General features: G+C 54.1%; 15 protein-coding genes and 1 riboswitch. Of the genes, 5 read left to right on the plus strand and 10 right to left on the minus strand.

What is annotated here, in order from left to right; all coding sequences use genetic code 11:
• Positions 1–115: 115 nt before the first annotated feature.
• The 9 genes from ppk1 to LG203_RS08065 all read right to left on the minus strand — a co-directional run bounded on the left by ppk1 (position 116) and on the right by LG203_RS08065 (position 9,619).
• Positions 116–2,200 (minus strand): polyphosphate kinase 1, encoded by a 2,085-nt coding sequence (gene ppk1 / locus LG203_RS08025; protein ID WP_230345301.1) that lies wholly within the window; start codon positions 2,198–2,200, stop codon positions 116–118.
• Between the two features lie 103 nt (positions 2,201–2,303).
• Entirely contained in the window at positions 2,304–2,576 is a 273-nt protein-coding gene (locus LG203_RS08030; RefSeq protein WP_230336265.1) for an oxidative damage protection protein, read from the minus strand.
• Between the two features lie 147 nt (positions 2,577–2,723).
• The gene (locus LG203_RS08035) at positions 2,724–4,793 is read right to left on the minus strand and encodes a TonB-dependent receptor (RefSeq protein WP_230345302.1); all 2,070 of its coding nucleotides are present in this window, start codon (positions 4,791–4,793) and stop codon (positions 2,724–2,726) included.
• Positions 4,794–4,857: 64 nt separating this feature from the next.
• Complete coding sequence (locus LG203_RS08040) at positions 4,858–5,163, minus strand: hypothetical protein (RefSeq protein ID WP_230345303.1); 306 nt, start codon at positions 5,161–5,163, stop codon at positions 4,858–4,860.
• A 119-nt stretch (positions 5,164–5,282) separates the two neighbouring features.
• Complete coding sequence (locus LG203_RS08045; RefSeq protein WP_013440997.1) at positions 5,283–5,867, minus strand: superoxide dismutase; 585 nt, start codon at positions 5,865–5,867, stop codon at positions 5,283–5,285.
• 361 nt (positions 5,868–6,228) lie between these two features.
• Positions 6,229–7,107, minus strand: coding sequence for a tyrosine recombinase XerC (gene xerC, locus LG203_RS08050; protein WP_230345304.1), 879 nt, complete (start codon positions 7,105–7,107; stop codon positions 6,229–6,231).
• 19 nt (positions 7,108–7,126) lie between these two features.
• Positions 7,127–7,804: a DUF484 family protein gene (locus LG203_RS08055; protein ID WP_230345305.1), complete on the minus strand. Its 678-nt coding sequence runs from the start codon at positions 7,802–7,804 to the stop codon at positions 7,127–7,129.
• A gap of 48 nt (positions 7,805–7,852) precedes the next feature.
• Positions 7,853–8,683: a diaminopimelate epimerase gene (gene dapF / locus LG203_RS08060; protein WP_230345400.1), complete on the minus strand. Its 831-nt coding sequence runs from the start codon at positions 8,681–8,683 to the stop codon at positions 7,853–7,855.
• A 72-nt stretch (positions 8,684–8,755) separates the two neighbouring features.
• A complete protein-coding gene (locus tag LG203_RS08065; RefSeq protein ID WP_230345306.1) occupies positions 8,756–9,619 on the minus strand; it encodes a lysophospholipid acyltransferase family protein in 864 nt (287 codons plus the stop codon).
• A gap of 109 nt (positions 9,620–9,728) precedes the next feature.
• On the opposite strand from LG203_RS08065, the gene metK reads away from it, so the two are divergent.
• From metK to metF, 5 genes are all read left to right on the plus strand, one after another.
• Positions 9,729–10,886: a methionine adenosyltransferase gene (metK, locus tag LG203_RS08070; RefSeq protein ID WP_230345307.1), complete on the plus strand. Its 1,158-nt coding sequence runs from the start codon at positions 9,729–9,731 to the stop codon at positions 10,884–10,886.
• A 58-nt stretch (positions 10,887–10,944) separates the two neighbouring features.
• Positions 10,945–12,201, plus strand: a complete 1,257-nt coding sequence (locus LG203_RS08075) for an HD-GYP domain-containing protein (protein ID WP_230345308.1) — start codon at positions 10,945–10,947, stop codon at positions 12,199–12,201.
• 35 nt (positions 12,202–12,236) lie between these two features.
• Positions 12,237–12,320: riboswitch (S-adenosyl-L-homocysteine riboswitch) on the plus strand.
• 89 nt (positions 12,321–12,409) lie between these two features.
• Complete coding sequence (gene ahcY, locus LG203_RS08080; RefSeq protein ID WP_230345309.1) at positions 12,410–13,819, plus strand: adenosylhomocysteinase; 1,410 nt, start codon at positions 12,410–12,412, stop codon at positions 13,817–13,819.
• Between the two features lie 45 nt (positions 13,820–13,864).
• On the plus strand, positions 13,865–14,206 hold the full coding sequence (locus tag LG203_RS08085) for a phage holin family protein (RefSeq protein ID WP_230345310.1): 342 nt from the start codon (positions 13,865–13,867) through the stop codon (positions 14,204–14,206).
• 16 nt (positions 14,207–14,222) lie between these two features.
• Positions 14,223–15,068, plus strand: a complete 846-nt coding sequence (gene metF / locus LG203_RS08090) for a methylenetetrahydrofolate reductase [NAD(P)H] (protein WP_230345311.1) — start codon at positions 14,223–14,225, stop codon at positions 15,066–15,068.
• A 31-nt stretch (positions 15,069–15,099) separates the two neighbouring features.
• On the opposite strand, the gene LG203_RS08095 is transcribed toward metF, so the two are convergent.
• Entirely contained in the window at positions 15,100–15,558 is a 459-nt protein-coding gene (locus LG203_RS08095; RefSeq protein WP_230336276.1) for a DUF494 domain-containing protein, read from the minus strand.
• Positions 15,559–15,659 lie beyond the last annotated feature (101 nt).

Consider the following 15,659-nt stretch of genomic DNA (forward strand, 5'->3'; position numbering starts at 1 on the left):
GGACGGATCAGAAGTAATCGTTGCGGGTTGATTCACTACCCGTCATTTACTGGTTTAACTCGACGGTAAATCAAATACGCCCGCCAAAGGAGATTCCCTTGGCGGGCGTATTTCCTTAGATCTCCGGTGGCAGGTCCTGCCCGAGCTCCTGAATCAGGAAGTTCTGAGCGCTGAACGCGGTACCACGACGTGCCGGACGCAGTTTGTATGTGCCGTCTGGCAGCATTTCCCAGGCGTTCGTATTGTCTTTGAGGTAAGGCTCCAGGCCCTCGCGGATAACGCGCTTTTTCACCTTGGCATCGAGTATCGGCAGGCAAACTTCAATCCGACGGAAGAAGTTGCGGTACATCCAGTCCGCACTGGCGAGGTACACATCCTCAGCCCGGTTGTTGTAAAAGTAGAAAATGCGGGTATGTTCCAGGAAGCGTCCAACAATCGACCGCACGCGGATATTGTCCGACACGCCGGGGATGCCAGGCTTCAGCGCGCAGACGCCGCGCACGATCAGGTCAATCTCCACTCCTGCGGCTGACGCGTCATACAACGCGCGGATGATGTCGGAATCCAGCAGGGCATTCATCTTGGCGATGATGCGGGCTTTCTTGCCGGACTTCGCGATCTCCATCTCGTTCTGGATGGCCTTGATCAGCCGTTGGTGCAGGGTGAATGGCGATTGCCACAGATGGCGCAGCTTGCTCGCCTTGCCCAGGCCGGTCAGTTGGGCAAACACATCATTCACGTCTTCGCAGATTTCTTCCTGACAGGTCAGCAAGCCAAAGTCGGTGTAGAGACGGGCGGTGCGCTGGTGGTAATTGCCAGTCGACAAATGCACGTAGCGACGCAGTCTGTCATCTTCACGCCGGACTACCATGGCCATCTTGGCGTGCGTCTTGTGACCCACTACGCCATAGATCACATGCGCACCGGCATTTTCCAGTTTGGCCGCCCAGTTGATGTTGGCTTCTTCGTCGAAGCGCGCCAGCAGTTCCACGACGACCGTGACTTCCTTGCCTCGGCGCGCCGCCTCAATCAACGATTGCATGAGGGTGGAATCAGCACTGGTACGGTAAAAAGTCTGCTTGATCGCCAATACGGTGGGGTCTTCCGACGCCTGTTTGATGAACTCGATGACCGGATTGAACGATTGGTAAGGATGGTGCAACAGCACATCGCCCTTGCGTATCACCTTGAATATGTCGGCTTCCTTGGCGAACTCTTTGGGGGCGCTGGGGGTATAACGGGCAAACTTCAGATCGGGACGGTCCACCCAGTCTGGTACTTGCATCAGCCGCACCAGATTGACGATGCCATTCACCTGATAGAGGTCTTCTGGCCCCAGGCCAAACTGGCCCAGCAGGAAGGAAGACATGGCCGGTGGGCAGCTGTCGGCGACTTCGAGTCGCACAGCGTCGCCATACTGGCGGTGCGAAAGCTCGCCCTGTAGCGCGATGCGCAAGTCTTTGGTTTCTTCATCGTCCAGGTTGAGGTCACTGTCGCGAGTGACACGGAACTGGTAGCAACCTTTGACCTGCATGCCGGAGAACAACTCATCCACATGCGCATGCAGGATGGAGGACAGGAATACAAAGCCATATTCGCAACCTGCGATATCGCTGGGCAAGCGAATCACACGCGGCAACGCGCGCGGTGCTTGCACTACCGCAACACCGGAGTTGCGGCCAAAGGCATCCTTGCCTTCGAGTTCTACCGCAAAGTTAAGGCTCTTGTTCAGTACGCGCGGAAACGGATGCGATGGATCCAGCCCGATAGGCGTGAGAATGGGCATCAGCTCGCGGAAGAAATAATTGCGTATCCATTCGCGCTGGGTATCGTTCCAGTGTCCACGGCGCAGGAAGCGGATATCGAGCTGCGCCAATTGTGGCAGCACGATGTTATTGAGGATGTTGTACTGGTGATCAACCAGCTCGTGGGATTCGCTGCTGATTTTTTCAAATGCCTGCTTGGGCATCAGGCCATCCGGGCCTACGTGCAGCGAGTTGTATTTGATCTGTTCCTTGAGACCCGCCACGCGGACTTCAAAGAATTCGTCCATGTTGCTGCTGAAAATACAGAGGAATTTGAGGCGCTCAAGCAGAGGGACACGTTCATCTTCGGCTTGGGCCAGCACACGGCGATTGAAGGCAAGAATGCCAAGTTCGCGATTTACAAAGTATTCGGGGCTCAATTTGAGTGGGAACAAGATTAAAACCTCACTCTATCGATGCAATATGACAAAACGATGACTCATGTGAAGTTTTTGCGAAGCACATGCGCCATCGTCGACGTTAACATCCGCTATTCATTCAGTCTTTTGGAGGTACATAGCCAGAAGCCGTATCTGCTCCACCGCCGAAAAAGTAAGCTTCGGTTTGCTGGGAGAGATATTTTCGCGCCTGGGGGTCAGCCAGGCTCAGGCGGTTCTCATTTACCAGCATGGTTTGCTGCTTGAGCCAGCCGGCCCACGCTTCTTTGGATACGTTTTCATAAATGCGTTTGCCGAGCTCGCCAGGGTAAGGGGGGAAATCCAGGCCTTCCGCGTCATGTCCCAATTTAACGCAATGTACAGTCCGTGCCATAAGTGTTCTATCTCGCAAATGCCAAAACGACATGATAACGCATGGGGTATGCCGGGGGGTAGTTCTGCTTGGGGCTGAAGTGGCGCACGAAAGTGCAAGGGGAGGAGCATGAGGTTGTCTCCAGCCTCATGCTTTGGTGCTTGATTGTTAGAACGCGCCGCGCAAGCCGACCATGATGGAACGGCCACCCATGGGGGCAATGTCCTTCAGGTAGGAAGTGTGGTCGCGAATCTCTTCGTTCAACAAGTTGTAGGCCTTGGCAAAGGCCTCCAGATAAAACTGGGATGGAATGCGGTAGGTGGCCGTCAGGTTGACCTGGGTGTAGCCATTGGTGGCCAGCTCTGCATCTGCCGTGCGGTCTTGCTTGAAGGCATGTAGCACATCCAGCTTGGAGCCGAAGCGATCCAATTGATACAAAAAGCCGAACCCCAGCTTGAGTGGCGCAATGCGTGGCAGTGGGTCGCCCGTGTCGCGGTTGGTGGCGCGCACGTAATCGCCGCGCAAGGTCAGATCAAGATCGCCCGTGCCTTCGTATACGCGGAATTTGCCTTCGCCCTCCAAGCCTTTGAAAATGGCGGGCACTTGCAGAATTTGCGCTTCGGTAAGATCACCGCCGACCACACCGTCTTCATCCACTTGCCGCCCGGTATTGTTGAGCGTGATGAAATTGCTGAAGCGAGTGTAGAAAGCGCCCACGCTGAAGCTGTTCTTGCCCTCTTTCCAGCGTAATTGGGTATCTACACCGTTGGAACGTTCGATATCCAGATTGCTGTTGCCGATTTCGTATTGGGCTGTGGCGACATGGGCGCCATTGGCATACAGTTCGTTGTAGCTGGGCGCGCGTTCGTTATGCGAGAGATTGCCTACCAGCGACCATGTGGGTGTCAGGGCGTACAAGGCGCCAAATGCGGCGCTACGCGGTGCAAAATCTCGCGAAACTGCCGGGCCAAATTTTCCGCCGCCATTCGAATCTACATCTACTTGCTCAGCGCGGCCTCCCAGACTTAATTTCAACGCATCCAATGGCAGCTCCTCATAAACATACAAGGCTTTGCTGTCGGTGCTATTTTTGGGAATGAAGGCTTCTTCGCCCAAGGCCTGGAAGCGGGAGTTCTGCAGTTGCAGACCCACCACGCCAGACAGCGGACCGATGTTGCCGTGACGCGCTTCAATCGCAGTTTCCAGACCACGGTTACGGAAGGTCGTGCCTACTGCGCCATCTTCGATTTCCTGATGCTGGTAATCGGTATGCGCCATCTTCACCTTTACCGCCTGCACGATATTGCCGAGATCACGGAATTCGGAAGCGAAGTCCCAGCGCTGGCTGTCCATGTCAATACGAACGTCTTTTTCTGCCACCGTGCCGTAATTGCTGTTGTAATCGGAGTAGGAAAGCCCGGCATAGCCGTTACCGAAATTCACCGATGCGCCCAATGCGCCGCCATCGGAACGCGAACTGCTGTTGACCAGGCGACCGCTATCTTCGCGGGCTGTGCCATCCGCCTCGCTTTTGCGACGAGAGACGGCATAGCCTGGGATATCCAGATCATCGGTTTTGCGTTCGTAGGCATCGGCATGCAAGGTCAGAACACCATTGCCAGCGTCAATGACGGCAGCGCCACTTTTCTGGTTATCAGCGCCACCGAGGCGGACTTCGCCACGACCCGTCACGCCATCAATCGCTTCTTTGGGAATGCGATGATCAATGGCATTTACCACGCCACCAACGGCGCTACCGCCATACAGCAATGCTGCCGGGCCGCGTACCACGTCGATCTGCTCAATGATCAATGGGTCTAGTGCGACGGCATGATCAGGGCTCAATGCAGAGGCATCCAGAATACCAATGCCGTTTTGCATGATGCGAACGCGGTCATTATCCAGGCCGCGTATCACCGGGCGCGAAGCATTCGGACCAAAATAACTGGAGCTAACGCCCGGGATGGATTTCAAGGTTTCACCCAAGGTGCTTTCCCGTTGAAGCGACAAATCTCGGCCGCTCAATACGGAGACTGGCGTTACCAGAGCGTCGGAATCCACCCCCAATGGGTTGGCTGTAACAGCGACGGGAGCTAATTGCAGGGTACTGGAGGATTTTGTAGCGTCATCTGCGGCATAAGCGTGAGTGGCAGATAAGGCAGGACTGAACGCCAGGGCGATAGCCATGAATAGTTTTTTGCGTGCGCCAGGGCGCGCGGCAGGGGAGATCGGCAGCATGGGTAAACCTCAATTGCATAACATGGGATGAGTGTCGGCGATTAACCGGCACAGCGAACAATGGTTATGCGGCAGAGGGCGGAGCGCGAGCCGAGAACTGGCTTGAAAATGCAGGGTTAAACGGGGTGCTCTGGTCATGCCAGGCTAGTTCAGAAAAAGGGACTATGGGGATGGCATGGATGGCAGGCTGCAGGCCTGCTGCCAACTCGCCAAAGCTCAGGCATTTATCGCAAAAACCACCATGAGGCGAAGCATCCTGCTTTTGCGACAGAATATCCGTGTAGTGGGATATTTCATGCACGGCGGCGCTCTGTTGGCCAAAGGCAAACAGGAAGACGAGCGAAACGGTGAGAAATATGCGACGCAACATAGTTGCAAGTTTAGCAGAAATTTACACAATGCGGACAGTGCCTAAGCATCGCATACATTTATGACATTAAAAAAACAAAAGGCCGCTGAAGCGGCCTTTGTGTCTGCTAGCTTAATTTCTTAAGCGGCGAAGTTTGCCGAAGCAAAATCCCAGTTAGCCAGAGAAGCCAGGAAGGTCTCAACGAACTTGGGACGTGCATTGCGGTAATCGATGTAGTAAGCATGTTCCCATACGTCGATGGTCAGCAGTGCCTTGTCACCGGTAGTCAGTGGGGTGCCAGCGGCGCCCATGTTGACGATATCCACGGTACCGTCAGCTTTCTTCACCAGCCATGTCCAGCCAGAACCGAAATTGCCCACAGCAGATGCTTGGAAGGCTTTTTTGAACTCATCGAAAGAGCCCCATTTTGCATTGATGGCATCGGCCAGTGGGCCAGTAGGAGCACCGCCACCATTTGGCTTCATGCTGCTCCAGAAGAAGGTGTGATTCCAGATTTGCGCGGAGTTGTTGTAGATGCCGGCTTTGGAATTCTTGATGATGTCTTCCAGGCTGCTGTTTTCGAATTCAGTACCTTTGATCAGGTTGTTCAGATTGGTGACATAGGCTTGGTGATGCTTGCCGTAGTGAAACTCAAGTGTTTCTTCAGAAATGTATGGAGCAAGCGCGTTTTTAGCATAAGGTAAAGCAGGTAATTGATGTTCCATTGAGATTTCCTTTGAATAAATGAGGGAGGTGTGACGAAGCTTAGAGTTTTATTCTGCCATAAGAATTCGAGAATTCTCGTGCTGAGAATGATTCTCAAAAATGGCGAAGCGCGAGCTGAGCAATGCTTGCAAGGCTGTATGTGACCACAAAAGAAGCTTGTCGCCTCTTGCTGTAGAGACGCATGTCAGCAAGGCTGACGTGATGTCGTAGCCAAAATCCAGAGTGTTACTTTTTACGCGCGCGTGGATGTGCTGAATCGTAAACTTTGGCGAGATGGTGACAACAGGCAGAGGTCTGCCTGTTGCGGTGGAGACTCATGTCAGCAAGGCTGACGTGATGTCGTAGCCAAAATCCAGAGTGTTACTTTTTACGCGCGCGTGGATGCGCTGAATCGTAAACTTTGGCGAGATGGTGAAAATCCAGATGCGTATACACCTGTGTAGTGCTGATGTTGGCATGCCCCAGCATCTCTTGCACGGCGCGCAGATCTCCACTGGATTGCAGTACATGGCTGGCAAAACTGTGTCTGAGCATGTGAGGATGCACGCGGATATTGATGCCTTGCCGGATCGCCCATTGCTGCAGGCGATATTGCACGGCGCGGCGACTTAAGCGTTTGCCGAGGCGTGACAGGAAAAGCGCCGAGGTATCCTGAATCGGTAACCCTGATCGTATGGAAAGCCAGGCTTGCAAGGCATTCATGGCATGTTGCCCTACAGGGACGATGCGTGTCTTGTTGCCTTTGCCGGTGACGGTGATGGTCCCTTCGCCCAGATTCAAGGCATCCAGGTCCAGGTTGACCAGTTCGGCCAGACGCAGACCGGAGGAGTAAAACAGCTCCAGCATGGCATGGTCACGTTGGGCCAGGGTGTCTTCATCCTCTATCGAAACCAGTTGCACCGCTTGGTCTGGCGATAAGGCATGCGGTAATGATTTTGGTGATTTTGGCGCACGGATACCCTGGCACGGATTGGCTGAAAAACCATGGCGCTGAATAAGAAACTCGAAAAATCCACGCCATGCGGAGAGCATGCGCGCGATGGATCGCCCCCCCAGGCTGCGGCCATGCAGCGTGGCCACATACCGGCGAATATGCGCTCCGGTCATTTCTTTCAAGGGAAGCTCGCCATGCAGTTCCAGCAAAATTCGCAGGTCGCGCTGGTAGTTTTCGCGCGTTAATGGACTTAAGCGCCGCTCATGGCTCAGATGGTCGAGATATTGGGCAAGATAATCGACCATCTGGGTTTAGTTCTGCACTTTAGCTGAGCGTAACATGGCGTAGCAGGGCGGCACTGACCAGCTCGCCGATGCGCTTGAGGAAAAGTGTGCCCATTTCGGGATAAAAGCGATTGCCATCGTCGGAGGCTAATGCCAGCAGGCCAAAGGCATGTTCGCTACGCAGAGCAATGAGGGCATAGGACTGCGGTGCCGCATCAGCGCCAAACCATGTGCCAAGATCCAGTCCGGGCTGCTTGCCACAATACGGGGTGAGCAGATTTTGTGTCCACTGGCTGAGCTCGGCATCCACTTGCTGGTAGGCCTCATGTGCGGCGTGCGTCAGCTCTTGCGGTGTGGCCCACAGGCGAACCGCGACGTGCGGCACCTGAAAGTCTTCGCGCAGGCTGTGAACAAGCAGTTGCAGCAGAATATCAAACTCCTGGGCGGCGAGCAGACCCAGACTCAGGCGATGCACCTTCTCACTGATCGTGTCGTTTTCCTTGCCATAGCTCAGCAGCTCCGCCATGCGTGACTCAAGCACACGGATCTTGTCGCGTTGTGCAAGCTGCTGGCGTTCCGCCAGTGATACGGTCCCGATACCATGCGGGCTGGGCAGATACATATCCGCCAGCAACATGGGGTGACGTTCAAAAAACTGCGGATTTTTTTGCAGATATTCAGCGACCTGATCGTCTGAAACTTGCAGTGTGACTTCCATGTAAATTCCTTGTGCTTGATGGAGAGGGCGGATGATATCCGCCCGGATTTATAGATCGATAGCGCCGGTAAATACGGTAGCAGCAGGCCCCGTCATCCAGACTGGGCTATCGCCACCCGCCCAGGCGATGCTCAACTCTCCGCCGTGAGTGCTGACGCTGACCGGGGATGCAAGATGACCTAACCGTATACCGGTTACGACAGCCGCGCAAGCCCCGGTGCCGCAGGCCAGGGTTTCCCCGCTGCCGCGCTCGAATACGCGCAAGCGGATGTGATGCGGGTCGACAATCTGCATGAAACCGGCATTAACCCGCTTGGGAAAACGCCGGTGGGATTCAATCTGGGGGCCTTGTTCGGCAACTGGCGCAGTGTCTACATTATCTACCAGTTGAACGGCATGCGGATTGCCCATGGAAGCGATAGCCACTTCGATGGTTTCTTGTGCCAGATCAAGCGAATACCAAGATTGTGTAGACTCGGCTTCAAAGGGCAGGTCAGCGGGCAAGAAGCTTGGAGGGCCCATGTTGACGGTCACCTCGCCACTGTCTTCCAGACGAGGATAAATCAGGCCGCGTGCAGTTTCCACGCAAATTTCGCGCTGCTTGGTCAGGCCCTGGTCATGTACAAATTTCACGAAACAGCGGGCACCGTTACCGCATTGTTCCACTTCTCCGCCATCTGCATTGAATATGCGATAACGAAAAGCTGCTTCAGGGGCAGTGGGGCGCTCGACGATCAGCAGCTGGTCACAGCCCACGCCAAAATGCCGGTCAGAAATTGTGCGGATTTGATCCGCTGTCAGGGATACTGGCCGGGAGTAGGCATCAATGACGACAAAGTCATTGCCGATGCCCTGCATCTTGGTAAATTCAAGTTTCATCATGGGTTGCCGTTGCTAAGTGTAAGCCGATAAATACTCTGCATTATAAGTAGAGTCGCTGTTTGCCCCTAATTATGCCGCCGGTGTTGCGCTGGCAGTCTCAGCTTTACGGGACTGAGGTTGCTTGAAGCGCCGATAGCTCCATAAATATTGTGCAGGATATTGCCGAACAAGTTGTTCAATGGCGTCATTAATACGTTGGGGTGATGCATCGCCTTGCAAGGGGGTAATATGAATGGCAAATCCGCGACCCCATGAAAGGCGCTCACCAAAGGCCATGAGGACAACGGCCCCTGTGGCTTCTTGTAGTTTGCTGACCAAGGTCATGGTGTAGGCAGGATGATTGAAAAACTGTGCCCAGACGCCTTCGCCATGCTCGGGTACCTGATCGGGAAGTATGCCCACGGCTTCGCCTTTTTTAAGGGCTTTCAACAGACTGCGGACTCCACTCAGGGTGGTCGGGGCCAGCTTCATCTGATCATGAAGACGGCCTTGCTCCAGAACGCCAGACAGCCAGGACTGGCGCGATGGCCGGAACAGGATGGTGATGGGATGCCGTGTGGCATAGAAGCGAGCCGTGATTTCATAGCAACCCAGGTGTGGGGTGAGAAAAATAATACCCTTGCCGCTGGCAAGCGCCTGGTCGACGTGTTCCCAGCCATGCTGGCGCTTGACCCAGCGCAACATCGCGGGGCGTGAACGCCCCCAGAGTGACAGGGTCTCAAGGATGGATTTACCGGTCTCGGCCACATTGCGGCGTAGCAGGCGACGAAAGTGATAAGAGGTGTTGGTCAACCCGACCATTTTGAGATTTTTGCGGGTACGACGAGAAAATTTTTTGTCCGTCCAGAAGGTGATCCAGCCTGCCACAACACCGACGAGATGCAGCAATAGCAAGGGCCATGCAGCGAGGAAACGGAGTAGTACGTTGAGCATGTATTTCTTTTTGAACCAAGGGGATTTTGCTATTCTAGCAATCTTTTGCCGTCCAGCCTGTGACGACTTTAATCTTTCAAAAATATCCACTATATAAAACCGAGAAGCGATGAGCGAATATCTTTTTACCTCCGAATCCGTATCCGAAGGCCATCCTGACAAGGTGGCTGACCAGATTTCAGACAGCATTCTGGATGCTATTCTCGAGCAAGACCCTACGGCACGCGTCGCGGCTGAAACGCTCACCAACACTGGCCTGGTGGTACTGGCCGGTGAAATCACCACATCCGCCAATGTGGACTACATCAAGGTAGCGCGTGAAACCATCAAGCGCATCGGTTACGACAATACTGACTATGGCATCGACTATAAGGGTTGTGCTGTGCTGGTGGCTTACGACAAGCAGTCTCCTGATATTGCACAAGGTGTCGACAATGCCAATGATGATCCGCTGGATCAGGGCGCTGGCGACCAGGGGCTGATGTTCGGCTATGCCTGCGATGAAACCCCGCAATTGATGCCTTTGCCTATCTGGCTGTCTCACCGTCTCATGGAGCGCCAGTCGCAACTGCGCAAGGATGGTCGTCTGCCTTGGCTGCGTCCTGATGCCAAGAGCCAGGTCACGGTGCAGTATGTGGATGGCAAGCCGCACAAGATTGATACCGTGCTGATCTCTACGCAGCACGCGCCAGAAAAGTCGCTGGACGAAATCCGTGAAGCCGTGATCGAAGAGATCATCAAGCCGACCTTGCCTGCGGAACTGATCAAGGGCGAAATCAAGTTTCTGGTAAATCCGACCGGTCGCTTTGTGATTGGCGGACCTCAGGGCGATTGCGGTCTGACTGGTCGCAAGATCATCGTGGATACCTATGGTGGCGCTGCGCCGCACGGTGGCGGTGCTTTCTCCGGCAAGGATCCTTCCAAGGTTGACCGCTCAGCGGCCTATGCCGGGCGCTATGTGGCCAAGAATATCGTAGCGGCGGGGCTTGCCTCGCGCTGCCTGGTGCAGGTTTCGTACGCCATTGGTGTGGCACGTCCGACCAGTGTCATGGTGGAAACCTACGGCACAGGCAAGGTGCCGAATGAAGTGCTGACCCAACTGGTGCTGGATCATTTTGATCTGCGTCCCAAGGGCATTGTGAAGATGCTGGATCTGTTACGGCCGATTTATACCAAAACGGCCGCCTACGGTCATTTTGGCCGCGATGAACCAGAATTCAGCTGGGAGGCTGTAGACAAGGCTGCTGCCTTGCGCGCTGCTGTGTAGTTTCGATAGCCAAAAAATAAACCGCGCTCAACATCTAGCCATCTAGTCGAAAGCCATTATGTTAAAGCGTATTGCTGTTACCCAGGTGCGTCTGGGTATGTATATCCAGGAGCTGGGAGGCTCCTGGATCGACCATCCATTCTGGCGTAAGTCTTTCAAACTGGAAGACCCCGCCATGCTGAAAACCTTGCAGGCAAGTCCGGTCAAGGATCTTGTCATTGATGTAAGCAAGGGGCTGGATGTATTGCACGAATCTGGAAATGCCGAGGCCAGAGAGGCAGAAGAGGCAGCGCCGCTTGCGCCATCAGCGGAACCTGAAAGTCCATCCCTTGGGGCAGACCTCAAGCCCTCTTCGTCTGCACCGGCGATCAAGCGCATCAGCGCGGAGCAGGAAAGGGCGCAGGCAAAAAAACTCCTGAAGGCCTCCAAGCAGGCCATTACCTCAATGTTTAATGAAGTGCGCATGGGCCAAGCCGTCAATGCAGCCGACGCCATGCCGCTGGTCGAAGAGATCACCGCGTCTGTATCGCGAAATGAAGGGGCGCTCATTAGCTTGGTACGGCTGAAGCATAAAGATGATTACACTTATATGCACTCGGTGGCGGTCTGTGCGTTGATGGTGGCCTTGTCCAGGCAACTTGGCATGGATGACAAGCAAACCAAGCAAGCGGGCCTTGCCGGCCTGCTGCACGATATTGGCAAGTCTGCCATTCCGCTGGACATACTCAACAAGCCAGGCAAGCTGACGGATGAAGAGTTTGACATTGTGCGTGGTCATCCCAAGGCGGGTCATGAGATTCTGCTGGCCTCGAATGGGGTAGATGAGGTCGCGCTGGATGTCTGCCTGCATCATCATGAGAAAGTCGATGGCACGGGGTATCCCCACAAGCTGCCAAACGATGAAATCAGCATCTTTGCCAAAATGGGTGCCGTTTGCGATGTGTATGACGCGGTGACCTCCAATCGTCCCTACAAAGAAGGCTGGGAGCCGGGTGTATCGCTGCAACGCATGGCGCAGTGGAGTAAAACGCATTTTGATGATCGGGTATTCAAAGCCTTTGTGAAAAGCGTGGGCATTTACCCCATCGGCTCCATGGTCATGCTGCAGTCTGGACGACTGGGTGTTGTGGTCGACCAGAATCCGGTTTCGCTACTCAAGCCGCTGGTGAAGGTATTCTTTTCCACCAAATCCCGCACACGCATTCCTGTAGAAGTATTGGACTTATCCAAACCAGCGGTGCAAGACAAGATCATGGGCCATGAAGACCCGATACTGTGGGGCATTGAGGATATCCACGATCTATGGAGCCAGTAACTTGTTAACTACTGAATAGCGCGTATAATCGCGAGAATTCCGAGGAGCGCTGCAAGTCCGCTTCGCCAGGCGAAGCCTTCCCAGGCTCGGAACAATGCAGTAAACGGCGCTCACCTTACCAACCCGTGCCGGACACGGGATGAGGGTGAGCAGCGTCAACAGACCTCCCAACCCCCTTCCCTCCGGCCACAATTCAAAGGAATAGAAAATGAATTCTGTGGCTGATATCAAAGATTATGTAATTGCCGATATGAACCTTGCCGCCTGGGGCCGCAAGGAAATTGCGATTGCCGAGACCGAAATGCCGGGTCTGATGGCGATCCGCGAAGAATATGCCTTGACCAAGCCTTTGCGCGGCGCCCGTATTACCGGCTCCCTGCACATGACCATCCAGACTGCCGTGCTGATCGAGACGCTGAAGGATCTGGGGGCCGAGGTGCGCTGGGCTTCCTGCAATATTTACTCTACACAGGATCATGCGGCAGCAGCCATTGCCGCGACGGGCACCCCTGTGTTTGCGGTCAAAGGCGAAACCCTTGATGAATACTGGGATTACACGCACCGTATTTTTGAATGGACCGATGGTGGCTATTCCAACATGATCCTCGATGATGGTGGCGATGCTACGCTGTTGCTGCATCTCGGTACCAAGGCAGAAACCGATCCTTCGGTATTGAGCAGCCCTGCCAGTGAAGAAGAAATCTGCCTGTTCAATGCCATCAAGGCCAAGCTGGCGGTTGATCCGACCTGGTATTCCACCCGTCTCAAACACATCAAGGGTGTGACCGAGGAAACCACCACAGGCGTGCATCGTCTTTATCAAATGCACAAGGAAGGCCGTCTGGCATTCCCTGCCATTAACGTGAACGACTCTGTCACCAAGTCAAAATTTGACAATCTCTATGGTTGCCGTGAATCGCTGGTGGATGGTATCAAGCGCGCTACCGATGTCATGATCGCTGGCAAAATTGCGGTGGTTGCCGGCTATGGTGATGTGGGTAAAGGGTCTGCGCAGGCATTGCGCGCACTTTCTGCCCAGGTGTGGGTAACCGAAATCGACCCTATCTGTGCCTTGCAAGCCGCAATGGAAGGGTACCGCGTGGTCACCATGGATTATGCCGCTGAGCATGGCGATATTTTTGTGACGGCCACAGGTAACTACCATGTGATCACCCATGACCACATGGCGAAGATGAAGGACCAGGCTATCGTCTGCAATATCGGTCACTTCGATAACGAGATCGACGTCGCCTCTTTGGAAAAATACCAGTGGGATGAAATCAAGCCACAGGTTGATCACGTGATTTTCCCGGATGGCAAGAAAATCATCCTCCTGGCCAAGGGGCGCCTGGTGAATCTTGGTTGTGGTACTGGCCATCCGAGCTATGTCATGAGCTCGTCATTTGCCAACCAGACTATCGCCCAGATTGAGCTGTTCACCCGTACCGAGCAATACCCGGTTGGTGTTTACACACTGCCCAAGCATCTGGATGAGAAGGTGGCCGTATTGCAGTTGAAGAAACTGAATGCCCAGCTGACCCGCCTCACCGATCAGCAAGCAGCCTATATCGGAGTATCGGTGGAAGGCCCATACAAGCCCGAGCATTACCGCTACTAAAAAACGCCAGGCCCGCTTTCGCGGGCCTGTTCAAGGAGATAAGCCATGAAATTACTATTGGTCTGGATACTGAACGCGCTGGCGTTGCTCGCGGTTACCTACCTCATTCCATCCATTCATGTGTCCGGCTTTGTCGCAGCACTTATCGCAGCGGCTGTGATTGGGCTAGTCAATATGCTGATACGGCCTATTCTCGTATTGCTGACCTTGCCGGTCACCATTGTGACGCTGGGGTTGTTCATCCTCGTGATCAATGGTCTGTTGTTCTTGCTGGTGGGGCATGTGTTGCAGGGCTTTGAGGTGCATGGTCTATGGGCTGGCATTGTCGGGGCATTCCTCTACAGCGTGATTTCATGGTTATTAAGCGCAATTGTGCTGCGCGATTGAGAAAGCGCAGACTCTGATGGATAACCAGGAACTCATGATCAGTGTTGAATTTTTCCCCCCGAAAACCGAGGAGGGGATGGCCAAGCTTCGCGAGGCACGTACACAACTGGCCAAGCTCAATCCCAAGTTTTTTTCGGTAACGTTTGGTGCTGGTGGTTCAACCCGTGACCGCACTCTTGATACGGTGCTGGATATTCAGGCTGCCGGGTTTGAGGCAGCACCGCATATCTCGTGCATCTCATCCAGCAAGCAGGAAATCCGTGATCTGCTGCAACTCTACCAGCAGCACGACATCAAGCGGCTGGTGGCATTGCGTGGTGACATTCCCTCTGGCGAAGTCAGCGCTGGCGATTTCCGCTATGCCAATGAGCTGGTGGAATTCATCCGGCAGGAAACGGGCGATCATTTCCATATTGAAGTGGCAGCCTACCCTGAATTTCATCCGGAAGCGGCATCGCCCACTGCGGATCTCGCCAACTTCAAGCGCAAGGTGGATGCCGGCGCCAATTCCGCCATCACCCAGTATTTCTACAACCCGGATGCGTATTTCTATTTCCGGGATGAATGTACACGCCTGGGTATTGATATGCCGATTGTGCCGGGCATCATGCCTATCTATAACATTACCCAGCTGGCGCGTTTTTCCAGTGTGTGTGGCGCAGAAATTCCGCGCTGGCTACGCTTGCGCTTGCAGGATTATGGCGATGACCTTGCCTCGCTGCGGGCGCTGGGGTTGGATGTGGTAACGGGAGTGTGCGAGAAACTGCTGGCCGGAGGCGCCCCCGGCCTGCATTTTTATACATTGAATCAGAGTGGGATGATCACTACCCTGGCCGAGCGCCTAGGCCTGAAGACGGCCTGACGCTTAATGTGAACAACCTACCTTGCGCTGTTTAATGCAGCGTAGGGTGGGCGTCACCGAAGACGGCGTCTTCCACAAACAGGTAGTCCTTGGTTTTGCCCTGTTTCCACAAAGCCATCAGCACGATCCAGCGTGTTTCATCGAGGCCAATGACCGGCTGTGGCAAGGCCAGCGCACGGTCAACGATCAGTTCGCGCTCGGTGGCGTTCAGCACTTTCGCCTGTTCAAGGAACATGATGAAGCTCAGGCTTTCACTACTGATCTTGGTGGTTTCGGGTTCGCTGAAAATACGGAAACCCGAGGTGTTGAGTTCGGTGCCGGCCAGTTCCTTGGCGGTCATTGCTTCAAGGGCGCTGAACCAGTCAAAGGCGTGATTAATGTCATCACTATCGAAACCTGCGGCGAATAATTCTTTGGCGAGAGTAGATTGGTCGGGACGGATATCTGCTTCAAAGTAATTCTCAAACATATATACCAGCACTTCGAACATATATATTCCCCTATGTGGATTCTTCTAAGAATTAAGCCTGACATCTATATCTTTTAACGCCAGAATCAGGCCAAGCTTTAATTCTTAGAAGCAATCCTCGC

The organism is Methylovorus mays (assembly GCF_020531915.1).
Lineage (GTDB): Bacteria > Pseudomonadota > Gammaproteobacteria > Burkholderiales > Methylophilaceae > Methylovorus > Methylovorus mays.

Coding starts and splice junctions, on each gene's coding strand:
- LG203_RS08030 (WP_230336265.1), bottom strand. CDS start 2,576: ATGGCACGGACTGTACATTGCGTTAAATTGGGACATGACGCGGAAGGC.
- LG203_RS08035 (WP_230345302.1), bottom strand. CDS start 4,793: ATGCTGCCGATCTCCCCTGCCGCGCGCCCTGGCGCACGCAAAAAACTA.
- LG203_RS08040 (WP_230345303.1), bottom strand. CDS start 5,163: ATGTTGCGTCGCATATTTCTCACCGTTTCGCTCGTCTTCCTGTTTGCC.
- LG203_RS08045 (WP_013440997.1), bottom strand. CDS start 5,867: ATGGAACATCAATTACCTGCTTTACCTTATGCTAAAAACGCGCTTGCT.
- xerC (WP_230345304.1), bottom strand. CDS start 7,107: ATGGTCGATTATCTTGCCCAATATCTCGACCATCTGAGCCATGAGCGG.
- LG203_RS08055 (WP_230345305.1), bottom strand. CDS start 7,804: ATGGAAGTCACACTGCAAGTTTCAGACGATCAGGTCGCTGAATATCTG.
- dapF (WP_230345400.1), bottom strand. CDS start 8,683: ATGAAACTTGAATTTACCAAGATGCAGGGCATCGGCAATGACTTTGTC.
- LG203_RS08065 (WP_230345306.1), bottom strand. CDS start 9,619: ATGCTCAACGTACTACTCCGTTTCCTCGCTGCATGGCCCTTGCTATTG.
- metK (WP_230345307.1), top strand. CDS start 9,729: ATGAGCGAATATCTTTTTACCTCCGAATCCGTATCCGAAGGCCATCCT.
- LG203_RS08075 (WP_230345308.1), top strand. CDS start 10,945: ATGTTAAAGCGTATTGCTGTTACCCAGGTGCGTCTGGGTATGTATATC.
- ahcY (WP_230345309.1), top strand. CDS start 12,410: ATGAATTCTGTGGCTGATATCAAAGATTATGTAATTGCCGATATGAAC.
- LG203_RS08085 (WP_230345310.1), top strand. CDS start 13,865: ATGAAATTACTATTGGTCTGGATACTGAACGCGCTGGCGTTGCTCGCG.
- metF (WP_230345311.1), top strand. CDS start 14,223: ATGGATAACCAGGAACTCATGATCAGTGTTGAATTTTTCCCCCCGAAA.
- LG203_RS08095 (WP_230336276.1), bottom strand. CDS start 15,558: ATGTTCGAAGTGCTGGTATATATGTTTGAGAATTACTTTGAAGCAGAT.